This window comes from Curvibacter sp. PAE-UM (genome assembly GCF_001432305.1).
GTDB lineage: Bacteria > Pseudomonadota > Gammaproteobacteria > Burkholderiales > Burkholderiaceae_C > Hylemonella.
The window spans coordinates 2,973,970-2,987,421 of sequence record NZ_KQ483358.1; the positions used below are offsets into that span (position 1 = coordinate 2,973,970).

Sequence of the window (13,452 nt, forward strand, 5' to 3'; positions counted from 1 at the left end):
GCCTGAGCCGCGAGGCGGATGATGACACTGGCCGCCTGCGCCACCGAAACGCCGCGCCCGGTGACCAATCAGGGATTGCCCAGATAGTCCCGCTTGCCGATCTCCACGCCGTTGTGCCGCAGGATGGCGTAGGTGGTGGTGACGTGGAAGTAGAAGTTGGGCACGGCGTGGCCCAGCATGAACTGCATGCCGGTGTAGCGGGTTTCCTTGTCGCCGCGCTTGATGACGATTTCCTTGTCTTCCGTGCCGTCGATCTGCGCGGGCTTGAAGCTCTGCAGGTAGGCGATGGTCTTGGCGATGCGGGCCTGCAGTTCGGCCATGGTCTTCTCCGTGTCTTCGTAGACCGGGATCTCCACGCCGGCCAGGCGCGCGGCCAGGCCCTTGGCGGTGTCGGTGACGATCATGACCTGGCGGGCCATGGGCAGCATGTCGGGGTAGAGGCGAAAACCGGTGAGCGCGGTCTCGTCCAGCTTCTTCGCCAGCACATGGGCCTGCGCCTTGTCCAGGATGGCGCTGAGGTTGCCGAGGATGTTGATGAAACGCGGCACGCTGGCCTGGTACATGGAAATGCTCATGGAAGTCTCCGGGGTGATGGCAATGAAACAGCGCGCATTGTGGTGCCGCCGGCCAGCACCTGCTGGCGCAAGGGCTTTGCCGCGGGGCGTTTCAGGGCCGGGCGGCGCGCAGGGCCAGGTTGAGCTGGTCGGTCACTTCGGCCCAGTCGGCATCGTCCACCAGCTGCTCGCGCAGCAGCGCAGCCTGGGCCGGCGTCCAGAAGGGCGCGTCTTCCAGCCGGGTGGCGGGGGGCAGCGGCGAATGGCTCTGGATGAAGGCGGCGATGCTGGGCACATCGGCGGGCAGGCCCAGCTGGGCGAACAGTTCACAGAACCGGTGGTAGTGGGGCGACATGACAGGTTTCCTTTCTGGCCGTGCCCGGCAGTGCCGGGGGCACAGGCTGTATTGAACCCGCATCTGGCGCGGCGCACAATGGTGGCGGTGGAATGACCCACCGCAGCACGGGAGCATCACCATGTCCCTCAGCACCCCCCCTCCCCCCGCGCCCACACGCACCGAGCACGACAGCTTCGGCCCCATCGAGGTACCCACCGGGCGGCTCTGGGGCGCGCAGACGCAGCGCTCGCTGGCCTGCTTCGACATCTCCACCGAGCGCATGCCGGTGGAGATCGTCCAGGCGCTGGCCATGGTCAAGCTGGCCAGCGCCCGCGTGAACCTGGAGCTGGCCCTGCTGGCGCCCGACAAGGCCATGGCCATCGCCAGCGCGGCGGAAGAAGTGCTGGACGGCGAGCACTACGCCGAGTTCCCGCTCTCGGTCTGGCAGACCGGCTCGGGCACGCAGAGCCACATGAACATGAACGAGGTGCTGGCCAACCGGGCTTCCGAGCTGCTGGGCGGCCCGCGCGGCGCCGCCCGGCTGGTGCACCCGAATGACGACGTGAACCTGGGCCAGTCGTCCAACGACGTGTTCCCCACGGCCATGCACCTGGCGGCGGCGCACAGCATCTCCGTGTCGCTGCTGCCGGCGCTGGCCCGGCTGCGTAAGACGCTGACGGCCAAGGCGGCGGACTTCGGCGACATCGTGAAGATCGGCCGCACCCACCTGCAGGACGCGACGCCGCTGACGCTGGGCGACGAATTCTCGGGGTATGCGGCGCAGCTGGAGCATGCGCAAACGCTGATCCACGCCACGCTGGCCTCGCTCTACCCGCTGGCCATCGGCGGCACGGCGGTGGGCACGGGCCTGAACACGCACCCCGAGTTCGGCACGCGGGTCGCGGCCGAACTGGCGCGCGGCGCGCAGCTGCCCTTCACCAGCGCGCCCAACAAGTTCGCCGCACTGGCCGCGCACGACGGCGCGGTGGCCGTGCACGGCGCGCTCAAGACGCTGGCGGTGGCGCTGATGAAGATCGCCAACGACGTGCGCTGGCTGGCCTCGGGCCCGCGCTCGGGCCTGGGCGAGATCACCATCCCCGAGAACGAGCCGGGCAGTTCCATCATGCCGGGCAAGGTGAACCCCACGCAGTGCGAAGCGCTCACCATGCTCTGCTGCCAGGTCATGGGCAATGATGTGGCCATCACCCTGGGCGGGGCCTCGGGGAATTTCGAGCTCAACGTCTACAAGCCGCTGATCGCCCACAACCTGCTGCAGAGCATCCGCCTGCTGGCCGACGGCATGGCCAGCTTCGACGCGTTTTGCGCGCAAGGCATCGAACCCCGGCGCGAGCGCATCCAGGAACTGCTGGACCGCTCGCTGATGCTGGTGACGGCGCTGACCCCGCACATCGGCTACGACCGCGCCGCCGAGATCGCCAAGCGCGCGCACCACGATGGTTGCACCCTGCGCGAGGCGGCGCTGGCGCTGGGCCATGTGAGCGCGGCGGACTTCGACCGCTGGGTGAACCCGGCCCACATGGTGCGGCCTGCGACACCCCCCGGGCCGGCCTGAAGGCCCACGATTTCCCTGCGCGCTCCAGGGGCATCCGCCCCAAATGGCTGAAGCTTGCGCCAGATCAACTTGAAGATATGCACAAAGTATTTCTTCAAATTCATAATGGCTGCACCTCATACAGACATGGAGTATTGTGATGAACGCCCGACTGGAAACCACCGCCCCCGACACCCTGAGCGCCGACCAGGCCATCGGCCAGATCGCCGTGCAGCTGCCCGGTGCCACCGCCGTGTTCCGCCGCCTGAAGCTGGACTTCTGCTGCGGCGGCCAGGTCAGCCTGCGCGACGCCGCGGCCGACAAGGGCCTGGACCTCCCCGCCCTGATGGAAGAGCTGGGCGCCCTGCAGCGCCCCAGCACGATGCCGGCCGCCAGCGAGCCTGGCGCGCTGATCGACCACATCCTGGCCCGTTACCACGAGGTGCACCGCGCGCAGCTGCCCGAGCTGATCCGCATGGCGCGCCGGGTGGAGGCCGTGCACCGCGATAACCCGGACGTGCCCGCCGGGCTGGCCGACTTCCTGGAGCACATGGAGCAGGAGCTGCTCTCGCACATGATGAAGGAGGAGCAGATCCTGTTCCCCATGCTCAAGGCCGGCGGCAACGCCTTCGTGGTGCAGCCCATCGGCATGATGCGGCACGAGCACGTGGACCACGGCGAGGCCCTGGAACGCCTGGCCGCCCTCACCCACGACGCCACGCCGCCCCAAGGCGCCTGCAACACCTGGCGCGCGCTGTACGCCGGCATCGCCCAGCTCAACGAGGATCTGATCAACCACATCCACCTGGAGAACAACGTGCTGTTCCCGCAGTTCGAGACGCCGCAGCCGGCGCAGGGCTGCGGCTCGGGTTCGGCTTGCGGTTGCGGCTGAAGCGGCACGAGCGCCCGGTCGGCCTGCGGGCCGGCCGGGCTTTTTTTTGCCCGGCTCAGCGCGGCACCAGGAAGGTGGACTTCACCCGCGTGGTCTTCTCCTCGCCCTCCTGCACCGTGGTGACCGTGAACACGATGGGCCTGGCCTGGCCCGGGTGGGCCTGGGCGGTTTCAGGCGGCAAGGTCAGGCGCAGCGGCAGGGTGCCGATGTCCAGCGCGTCGACCGCCAGTTCGGTGGGCGTGACGATGGCCAGCCCCTCCAGCCCGGCCACGCCGATGCGGTAGTGCTGCGGGTGTTCGCTGCCATTGGTGATCTGCATGCGGTAGACGTTCTCCACCACGCCCTGCCCCACCACACGCGCCATGGCGCCGCGGTCCTTGATGACGTCGACCACGAAACCCTGGCGCAGCGAGAGGCTGACCACGAAGGCCAGGCTCATGGCCAGAAGCAAGGCGCCATAGATCAGCACCCGCGGGCGCCAGACACGGCGCAGCATCTGCGCGGGCGACCAGGACTTGACGATGGCGTTGCCCGATGAATAGCGGATCAAGCCCTGGGCGTAGCCCATCTTGTCCATGACGTCGTCGCAGACGTCGATGCAGGCGGCGCAGGCGATGCATTCGTTCTGCAGGCCCTGGCGGATGTCGATGCCCGTGGGGCAGACCTGAACGCACAGGGTGCAGTCGATGCAGTCACCCAGGCCCAGGGCCTTGGGATCGGCCTGGCGCGAACGCGAGCCGCGCGCCTCGCCACGCTGGCTGTCGTAGGCGATGACCAGCGAATCCATGTCGATCAGCGCGCTCTGGAAACGGGCGTAGGGGCACATGTACTTGCAGACCTGCTCGCGCAGGTAGCCGGCGTTGCCGTAGGTGGCCAAACCGTAGAACAGCACCCAGAACCATTCCCAGGGCGAGAAGGACAGCGCGGCCGCCTCTGCCGCCAGGGTGTGGATGGGCGTGAAATAACCGACGAAGGTGAAGCCGGTGTACAGGCCGATGGCCAGCCACATGATCTGCTTGCTGCCCTTGCGGGCGATCTTCTGCGCGCTCCAGGGAGCGGCGTCCAGGCGCATGCGCGCGCTGCGGTCGCCTTCGGTGTGGCGCTCTACCCAGAGGAACATCTCGGTGTAGACCGTCTGCGGGCAGGCGTAGCCGCACCACAGGCGCCCGGCCACCGCCGTGAAGAAGAACAGGGCCATGGCCGAGATCACCAGCAGCGCCGCGAGGTAGATGAAGTCCTGCGGGTGCAGCACCAGGCCCAGCACGTAGAAGCGTCGTTCGTTCAGGTCGAACAGCACGGCCTGGCGTTCGTTCCACTGCAGCCAGGGCAGGCCGTAGAACACGAGCTGGGTGAGCCAGACCATGGTCCAGCGCCAGCGGGCGAACCAGCCGCTGACGGCGCGGGGGTAGATCTTCTTCTGCTTCTCGTAGAGCGAGACCATGAGCTCCGGGTCCGGAGCCTGGGGCTGGATGGGGATGATGCGGGCGGGGGTGGGGTCGGTCATGGGCGGCAAGGCGCAGGCCCTATAGATGTATCTGTTGTGAATCTTATAGGGTTTGCCTTGATGCGGGTCATATACACCTGCCCCACGCAGGGTTTAGCCGGGCGGGTTGCCCGCATCGGTCCTGTCAGCCGGATGCGTTAACCTTGAGACCAGTCAAGACATTCCATGTCCACCCAGTTCCTGATCATCGGCCAGCACCTGGCGCGCAGCACGCGCGGGCGGCCCTGCGCGCCGCCTTGGCGCCGCTGTTGACACAACAACGGCGGGGCCTGCGTGCCCGCGCATTGATCATTTTTTCTGGAGACCTCTCATGGCTGATCTGTTCGACAATCCCATGGGCCTGTGCGGCTTCGAGTTCGTTGAATTCGCCTCGCCCGCGCCCAACACCCTGGAGCCCCTGTTCGAGAAGATGGGCTTCTCCCTGGTAGCACGCCACCGCAGCAAGGACGTGCTGCTCTACCGCCAGGGCCACATCAACTTCATCGTCAACCGCGAACCGCGCAGCCTGGCCGGCTACTTTGCCGCCGAGCATGGCCCCAGCGCCTGCGCCATGGCCTTTCGTGTGCGCGATTCACACCAGGCCTATGCCCGTGCGCTGGAGCTGGGCGCGCAGCCGGTGGACGTTCCCACCGGGCCCATGGAGCTGCGCCTGCCGGCGATCAAGGGCATCGGCGGCGCGTCGCTCTATCTGATCGACCGCTTCGAGGACGGCAAGAGCATCTACGACATCGACTTCGAATTCATCGAGGGCGTGGACCGCCACCCGCGCGGCCATGGCTTCCAGGTGATCGACCATCTGACGCACAACGTCTACCGCGGCCGCATGGCCTTCTGGGGCGCCTTCTACGAACGCATCTTCAACTTCCGCGAGATCCGCTACTTCGACATCAAAGGCGAGTACACCGGCTTGACCAGCCGCGCCATGATGGCGCCCGACGGGCTGATCCGCATCCCGCTGAATGAGGAATCGGGCCGCGGCACGGGCCAGATCGAGGAGTACCTGATGAAGTTCAGCGGCGAGGGCATCCAGCACATCGCCCTGCTGACGGACAACCTGATCGAGAGCGTGGATGCACTGCAGCTTGCCGGCATTCCGCTGATGACAGCGCCCAACGACATCTATTACGACATGCTGGCCGAGCGCCTGCCCGGCCACGGCGAGCCCGTGCCCGAACTGCAGGCGCGCGGCATTTTGCTCGACGGCTCCACCAAGGACGGACGGCCACGCCTGCTGCTGCAGATCTTCTCCGAGACGCTGCTGGGCCCGGTGTTCTTCGAGTTCATCCAGCGCAAGGCCGACGAGGGTTTTGGCGAGGGCAACTTCAAGGCCCTGTTCGAAAGCCTGGAGCGCGACCAGATCCGCCGCGGCGCGCTGAAAGTGGGCAACTGAGGCGCCCGGCGCGTCAGCCGACTTCCGTCAGTGCGCGAGCACGAAGTCGATGAAGCCGCGCTCCACCGAGGTGGAAACCAGCTTCACGCGCAGCGCCTGCCCCACCCGCAGTTCGGGTAGATCGCCCGTGAGGCGGCCCTCGGCCGGCGGCTCGAAGATGCGCACCCAGGTGCCGCTGGGGCTGATGCCGGTGACCAGGGCGTCAAAACGCTGGCCAATGCGGTCATGCAGCAGGAGTGCCGCCTCGGACTTGCGTACCTGCCGCTCCACCTTCTGCGCGGCGTCTTCCTGCGCGGTGCAGTGCGCCGCCAGCTCGGCCAGCTCCTCGTTGGAGTATGGCGGCCGCTCGCCGGCCAGTGCCGCCTTGAGCAGGCGCTGGGTGATGAGGTCCGGGTAACGGCGGTTGGGCGCCGTGGAGTGCATGTAGTCCTGCACGGCCAGGCCGAAATGGCCGATGGGCGGGCCCTGCGGGCGCTCCACCACGTATTCACCCGAACCCATGAGCTTGACGATGACGAGTGACAGGTCCGGAAAGCGCAGCGGGTCCAGCCGGTGCTGCCGGGCCAGGAAGGCCTCCAGCGCCCTGGCGTCGGGCTCGTGCGGCAGCGCCGTGCCGTAGCCCTGCGCCACTTCGACGATGCGCAACCAGCGCTCGGGCGAGCGCACCACACGCCGCAGCGAGGCCGCGCCCTGCGCCGCCAGGTAGCGTGCGGTGCAGCCGTTGGTGGCGATCATGAATTCCTCGATCAGCTGGCGCGCACGGTTCTGCGGCTGCAGGCGGATGTCGGTGATGCGCTCGCCGTCGAACAGCGCGCGCGGCTGGAAGGTCTCGAATTCCAGCGAGCCTTCGGCGCGGCGCAGCACGCGCAGCTTCTGCGCCAGCGCGTCCTGCAGATGCAGCTGCGCGTCCAGGCCGGCGATGCGACGGGCGACGGCGGGCAGCTCGCCCTGGTCCTCCAGCCAGTCGGACACGGTGTCGTAGGCCAGCTGCGCCTGGTTGCGCACGCGGGCACGGTAGATGACGGAGGCGGTCATGATGCCGTCGTCGCTGAACTCCATTTCGCAGACCACGGCCAGGCGATCTTCATCGGGGTTGAGCGAGGTGAGGTCGTGGCTCAGGCGCTCGGGCAGCATGGGAAAAACGCGCGCCGAGGTGTAGACCGAGGTGGTGTTGATGCGCGCATGCTCGTCGACGGGAGAGCCTTTTTTCACCAGCGCGTCCACGTCGGCCACGGCGACGAAGAGACGCATGCGGCCGTGCGGCAGCACCTCGCCCGCGGTGAGCTGGTCCAGATCGCGCGAGTCATCGTTGTCGATGGAGCACCAGGGCAGCGCGCTGAGGTCGCGGATGCGGCTGTCCTGCTCCTGCGCCGGGCCCTTGAGCCGGGCCAGTTGCTGCTGCACCGCCGGCGGGAACTCGGGCTGCAGGCCGCGGCTGAACATGGCCCAGCTGGCAATCGTCGACAGATCGGTGCGGTGATGGATCAAGGCGTGGCGCATCAGAACCCCTGGGCTGGTAGGCGGCCTGATTGTGCGCCCTTGCCGGGGCCTGCCCCGCGATGAAACGTCGCGGTCGTCGACGCGGCGCTCTTCAGTAGTACGGCACCTGGCGGCCCGGGCGTTCGGCCTGCGCGCACAGGGCCTGCCACTGGCGCAGGCCCCAGGCGGCCAGGGCACGGCCGGCCTGGCGCAAGGGAGCCATCAGGGAAACGGGCTGGCTGGCAAGGGCGGGAATGTGGTGCATGGCGATCTCCGGTGGTGATGGCCTCATTGCACCGCCACCGGGCTGATCTGCACAGATGACGGGCGTCCCGGCGCCGACCCGGGACACCCGTCCCGCCACGCGCAGCTTCAGCGCGGCAGGGCTTTGAGGCCGTAGCCCGCCATGCGCGCCTTGACGATGGCCTGGGCGCGGGTTTCCACCTGCAGCTTGTCGAAGACGGCACTGACCTTGTTGCGCACGGTCTTCTCGGCCAGGCCCAGGTGGGCGGCGATCTGCAGGTTGTCCAGGCCATGGGCCAGCAGCTCCAGCAGTTCGTGTTCGCGCGGCGTCAGGTCCAGCCGGGGCGCCGCCTGGTCCTGGCCGTGGCGCGCCATGAAATCGCGGATCTGCTCCATGCATTGCGCGAAGGCCGGCTCGTCTTGCAGCAGCACGTGGTTGCGGCCTTCCAGCGGCACGAACTGCGCGCCGGGTATGGCGCCGGCCACCCGCCGGCCCTCCTCGAAAGGCACGCGGGCATCGCCGCGCGCGTGCAGGACCAGCGTGGGGCACTGCACCTGGCGCGCCTGATCGCTCACGTCCAGATCGCTGAGCGCGCGCAGCGTGCGCAGGGCATTGGCCGGGGTGGTCGAGCGGCGTTCGAGCTCGTTGAACCATTCCATCTGCTCCAGCGTGCCGCCCGGGATGAAGAGCGATGTATAGACCTGCCGGAAAGCCGGGTTCTCGCGGCCCCAGCCCAGCTCCACCAGATCGAGCATGAGCCTGGCCTCGCGCAACTGCTCGGGCGCCAGCTCGCGCCGTGCGATCCCGCGCAGATAACCGCCGAACAGCACGAGCGCGCTGACACGCTCCGGGTGGCGTACGGCGTAGGCGATGGAAATGGCGCAACCCTGCGAACAGCCCAGCAGGGTGAAGCGCTCCAGCCCGGCCGCATCCACCACGGCCTCCAGGTCGGCCACCCAGTCGTCCAGCGTGGGCTCGGTGGCGCTGCTGTCGGACAGGCCGCAATTGCGGCCGTCGTAGCGCACCAGCTGGTGGCCACGGTTGAGCTCCTGCAGCCAGGGGCGCCAGACCGGGGTTTCGATGTCGAATTCGAGGTGGGTCAGGAAGTGCGCGGCCCGCACCAGCGGCAGACCCTGGCCTTCGACGGCATAGGCCAGGCGCACGCCGTCGCGCGCCTGGCAGAAACGGATGGTTTGAGAAGGCATGGCCCATGGTCGCCCGGCGGGCCCCCGGGTGTCAAGGCATGGCGCGCAGGCGGTCGGGACAAAGTGCCCGACAGCACCCCGCCTGGCGCCTCAGCCCTGCTGCGCCAGCCAATCCTGCAGCGGCAGCGGCCGCGCGTAAAGGTAACCCTGCAGGCTGGGACAGCCACTTTTGCGCAGGTAGTCGGCCTGGGCCTGGGTCTCCACGCCCTCGGCCACCACGTGCAGCGAGAAGTTGCGCGCAATGGACAGCACGGTTTCCACGATGCCGCGCGCATGCAGGTCATCGGGCAGGCCCTGCACGAAGCTGCGGTCGATCTTGAGTTCGTACAGCGGCATGCGATTCAGGTAGGCCAGGCTGGAGTAGCCGGTGCCGAAGTCGTCGATGGAAAAGCGGATGCCCAGGGCCGCCAGTTCATGCATGCGCGCCAGGATCTTGTCCACGTCTTCCACAAGGTGGCCCTCGGTCACCTCGAAGATGAGCCGGTCCGCCGGGGCGCCAGTGTCGGCCAGCACGCGACGCACCTGCGCCACGAAATCGTGCTCGCGCAGCTGGCGCGGGCTGATGTTGATGGACAGGGGCATCGTGTATCCGGCCTGCGCCAGCGTGACCAGCATCTGGCAGCCCTGCGCCAGCACCCAGTGACCCAGCTCCAGGATGAGGCCGGTGGATTCGGCCAGGGGGATGAACTGCGCCGGCGACACGAAACCGCGCACGGGGTGCTTCCAGCGCAGCAGCAGTTCGGCGCCGCAGGGCCGCCCGGCCGCATCGACCTGGGTCTGCAGGTGCATGGCAAGCTGCTCCAGGGCGATGGCGTGCTTGAGGTCGAATTCCAGCGCCAGCCGCTGCTGCACCTCGGCGTGCATGGCCGGCTCGTAGAAGGCGATGGCATTGCGGCCCGAGGCCTTGGCGCGGTACATGGCGGTATCGGCCTCGCGCAGCAGGTCGTCCACCGAACGGCTTTGCGGCGTGAGCAGGGTCACGCCGATGCTGCAGCCCGAGGCATAGACCTGGTGCTCCAGCTCCACCGGCTGCTGCAGCGCCTTGCGGATCTTCTCGGCCACGCCCAGCGCGACCAGGCTGGCCTCGTGCTTGTCGCTGCCCACCTGGGGCAGCAGGATGACGAACTCGTCGCCGCCGATGCGCGCCACCGTGTCCTGCTCGCGCAGCAGGCTGCGCAGGCGTTCGGCCACCCGCTGCAGCAGGGCATCGCCCACGGCATGGCCGCTGGCGTCGTTGACGTTCTTGAAGTGGTCCAGGTCCAGGAACAGCACGGCGGTGCAGTCGTCCGAGCGCTGCGCGGTGTGCAGGGCCACGGCCAGCCGGTCCATCAGCAGGCGTCGGTTGGGCAGGTCCGTCATGGGGTCGTAGAAGGCCAGGCGATGGATGCGCGCCTCGTTCTCGCGCCGCTCGGTGATGTCGACGAAGCTCACGCGCAGCTGCCGGTGCTGATGCGTAGGCATCTGCAGCAGGTTCATCTCGCACAGCACGTCACGACCTTCAGCAACAGGACGCACCCGGCACTCCTGCACCACGTGCTGCCCGGGCGGCAGGCTGGCCAGCGTCTGGTCGAGGAAACGCCCGATCGACAGCCCGGCAGGCTGGGCCGGGTCCGGTGCAAAAAAACGCCGCAGGTCGGAGCGCATGATCTCCTCGCGCGGGCAGGCGAAGAGCCGTTCCGCGTTGCGGTTGGCCTCCACGCACCGCTGCGTCTGCAAGTCGTAGACGACGATGGCTTCGGGTGCATGCTCCACCAGCATCTTGACGCTGGCCTCGCTCATCCGCGCCTCGCGTTCGGCAACGAGACGCCGCCGGTTCTGCAGGGTCAGCGCCACCACCATGCCCGACAGCACGAACAGCGCCGCGCCGGTGGTCAGCACCACATTGCGGTGCTCCTCGTACAGGCTGGGCGGGCGATGGATGATGACGCTGTCAGGTGGCAGGACCGAGGTGTCGGCGCCCCAGCGCTGCAGCTGGGCCCAGTCGAACATGGGCACGCTGCGGCTGGGCAGCGGGGTGACCGCCTCCTGAAGCTGCAGCCGGCCCAACACGATGTCATGGCCCAGACGCGCGGCGCGCTCGCCCTCGGCGCCGATCGCATACATCATGCCGCCCACGCTGGACTCGACACCGAACCGGGTGTCGAACATATAGAAGGTGGGCACGCTGGTGACGCGCGAGAACTCCACGCCGACATCGGCCGAGCTGAAGGTCTTGCCGGCGGCGTCCCGGTTGAAGGTGGTGCGCAGAACGATGGTGCCGGCCTGCAGCCGGGCCAGGCGCTGCAGGATCTGCTCGTGGCTGAGCTCGTTGGTGTAATCGAACTGCAGCCGCCCCTGCCAGCGCGGCGCCAGGGCTTCGAGCTCGCGCCGCGCTGCCAGGTCCGGCACGCCGGTGCCACCCAGCACCAGCACCTTGCGGGTGGCGGGAAAGAGCTTGAGGGCGATGTCCAGGGTGCCGGCATAGTCGAAGCTGACGTCCTGGCGCAGGAAGCGCCGCCCGCTCCGGCTGGACTGTTCGGCACTGATGGACGCGTTGGAGGCGATCACCGGCGCCGTCGGGCTCAGGGTCGGCAGTTCTTCGAGCAGGAAATTGAGCGGCGTCTGCTGGAAGGTGACGATCAGGTCCAGCGAGCGGTTCGCGTATTTGTGCAGCAGCAGTTCGCGGCTGAGCTTGCGGTAGGCCGGGTCCGGGTTGCGCGCCAGGTCCAGGTACTCCACGTAGACCTTCTCGACCGGCATGCCCAGCTGCCGCCAGGTGGCCACGAAGCTTGCGACGTAGGCATCCACGCCGGGCCGGCCATAACCGGGCTGCAGCAACAGGAGCACCTGCTTGCCCGCGTCCGGCGTGGCCGTGACGGCCGGGGTCGTGCGCCCCGAAAGTGTCTGGGCCGGCACGAGACCACTGGCAAGCACCAGCCCCCAGACCAGCAGCAGACAACTGCGCACGGCAGAACGGGCAAACCAGCGGACGGGAAAGGTGCAACCCATGCCGGCAATGGTACATGGGGCTATCGCGCACGGTCCCCTCGGAGACGACACCGGCTGGCAGCGACCGGGCCGTGGTCTCAGGCCGCTGTCATGACGCGGTTGCGCCCCTGGTGCTTGGCGAGGTAGAGGGCCACGTCGGACTCTTTGAGCAGGGCCTCGGCCTGTTCGGCGCGCTGCACGCGCACCGAGGCCACCCCGATGCTGATGGTGACGACGCCGGCCACCGGCGAATGTTCGTGCGGCATGGCCCGGCCCTCCACGGCGGCGCGGATGCGCTCGGCCACGTTGCGGGCCTCGGCCGCGGTGGCGCCGGGCAGCACGAGCACGAACTCCTCGCCGCCGTAGCGCGCCACCAGCTCGCCGGAACGGCGCGCCTCGGCCGCCAGGAGCGACGCCACCTGGCGCAGGCAGGCATCGCCGGCCTGGTGGCCGTAGTGGTCGTTGTAGGCCTTGAAGTAGTCCACGTCGATCAGGGCCAGGGCCAGCGGCAGGCCCATGCGCGCGGCGCGCTGCCATTCGGACTCCCACACTTCGTCAAAACGACGCCGGTTGGCCAGGCCGGTCAGCGCATCGGTGCTGCTGAGCGCGGCGAGCTGGTGGTTGGCGGCCTCCAGCTCGGCCGTGCGCTCGCGCACGCTTTGCTCCAGCTGCTCGTTGGCCGTGACGATCTCCTGCTGCAGCCGCGCCTGCTCGGCCACTTCGCTGCGCAGGCGGCGCGAGAACATCCAGCCCACCCAGACCAGCAGGCCCAGTGCCGCCAGGCGCAGGCCGTAGGCCAGCTGGCGCATCTGCTCCAGCTGGCGGGCGCGCTCGGCCAGCTCGTCGCTCAGCGCGCTGATGACGGATTCGGTGGTGATCTCGTAGATCTTCTTGGCCAGCACGTAGTCGTCCTCGAAGAGCACGGCGCGCGCCCGGCCCCAGTTGCCCGCGCGCATGTGGCGCAGGGAGCGCGCCTCGGTGACGCGCAGGCCTTTCTGCAGATCGAGCAGCACGGAGATATCACCCGAGAGTTCCAGCTCGCGGCTGAGTTCGGCCACGGTACCGACCGTGGCGGTGAGGTGTTCGTCGACGCTGTCGTAGCGGCTCACGCGCAGCAGCTTTTCCTCGAGCACGGCGCCGCTGAGCAGGCTGGTGAGCTCCTGCTCCAGACGCACGATGCGCTCCAGGCGCGTGCTGATGCCCAGATGGCGCACGTGCATGTCCTCGTTGCGCACGTCCACATAGAGCCCCAGCACAAAGGTCAGGACCAGGATGGCCACGGCGATGTAAGTACTGCCCAGGTATCTCATGTTCGAGTTGTTGGCGAG

Annotated in this window: 11 protein-coding genes; 3 read left to right on the forward strand and 8 right to left on the reverse strand. The window is 68.3% G+C overall.

The window, feature by feature from the left end:
* Positions 1-68: 68 nt before the first annotated feature.
* Positions 69-575, reverse strand: a complete 507-nt coding sequence (locus AO057_RS14270; protein WP_057676578.1) for a DUF1993 domain-containing protein — start codon at positions 573-575, stop codon at positions 69-71.
* Positions 576-666: 91 nt separating this feature from the next.
* The gene (locus tag AO057_RS14275) at positions 667-909 is read right to left on the reverse strand and encodes a DUF2789 domain-containing protein (RefSeq protein ID WP_057676579.1); all 243 of its coding nucleotides are present in this window, start codon (positions 907-909) and stop codon (positions 667-669) included.
* Between the two features lie 121 nt (positions 910-1,030).
* On the opposite strand from AO057_RS14275, the gene fumC reads away from it, so the two are divergent.
* Positions 1,031-2,464: a class II fumarate hydratase gene (fumC, locus tag AO057_RS14280; protein ID WP_057676580.1), complete on the forward strand. Its 1,434-nt coding sequence runs from the start codon at positions 1,031-1,033 to the stop codon at positions 2,462-2,464.
* 139 nt (positions 2,465-2,603) lie between these two features.
* Entirely contained in the window at positions 2,604-3,335 is a 732-nt protein-coding gene (ytfE, locus tag AO057_RS14285; RefSeq protein WP_057676581.1) for an iron-sulfur cluster repair protein YtfE, read from the forward strand.
* A 55-nt stretch (positions 3,336-3,390) separates the two neighbouring features.
* Here the strand turns inward: ytfE and ccoG are convergent, their stop codons facing one another.
* Complete coding sequence (gene ccoG, locus AO057_RS14290) at positions 3,391-4,839, reverse strand: cytochrome c oxidase accessory protein CcoG (protein ID WP_057677311.1); 1,449 nt, start codon at positions 4,837-4,839, stop codon at positions 3,391-3,393.
* A 310-nt stretch (positions 4,840-5,149) separates the two neighbouring features.
* Here ccoG and hppD point away from each other — a divergent pair, with 310 nt between their 5' ends.
* On the forward strand, positions 5,150-6,229 hold the full coding sequence (gene hppD / locus AO057_RS14295) for a 4-hydroxyphenylpyruvate dioxygenase (protein WP_057676582.1): 1,080 nt from the start codon (positions 5,150-5,152) through the stop codon (positions 6,227-6,229).
* Between the two features lie 27 nt (positions 6,230-6,256).
* Here hppD and AO057_RS14300 read toward each other — a convergent pair whose 3' ends face one another.
* From AO057_RS14300 to AO057_RS14315, 5 genes are all read right to left on the reverse strand, one after another.
* On the reverse strand, positions 6,257-7,729 hold the full coding sequence (locus AO057_RS14300; protein WP_057676583.1) for an RNB domain-containing ribonuclease: 1,473 nt from the start codon (positions 7,727-7,729) through the stop codon (positions 6,257-6,259).
* Positions 7,730-7,820: 91 nt separating this feature from the next.
* Positions 7,821-7,973, reverse strand: a complete 153-nt coding sequence (locus AO057_RS17850; RefSeq protein WP_156404559.1) for a hypothetical protein — start codon at positions 7,971-7,973, stop codon at positions 7,821-7,823.
* 107 nt (positions 7,974-8,080) lie between these two features.
* Positions 8,081-9,157, reverse strand: coding sequence for an alpha/beta fold hydrolase (locus AO057_RS14305; RefSeq protein ID WP_057676584.1), 1,077 nt, complete (start codon positions 9,155-9,157; stop codon positions 8,081-8,083).
* A 90-nt stretch (positions 9,158-9,247) separates the two neighbouring features.
* Entirely contained in the window at positions 9,248-12,145 is a 2,898-nt protein-coding gene (locus AO057_RS17855; protein ID WP_057676585.1) for a bifunctional diguanylate cyclase/phosphodiesterase, read from the reverse strand.
* Between the two features lie 77 nt (positions 12,146-12,222).
* Entirely contained in the window at positions 12,223-13,434 is a 1,212-nt protein-coding gene (locus AO057_RS14315) for a GGDEF domain-containing protein (protein WP_156404560.1), read from the reverse strand.
* Positions 13,435-13,452 lie beyond the last annotated feature (18 nt).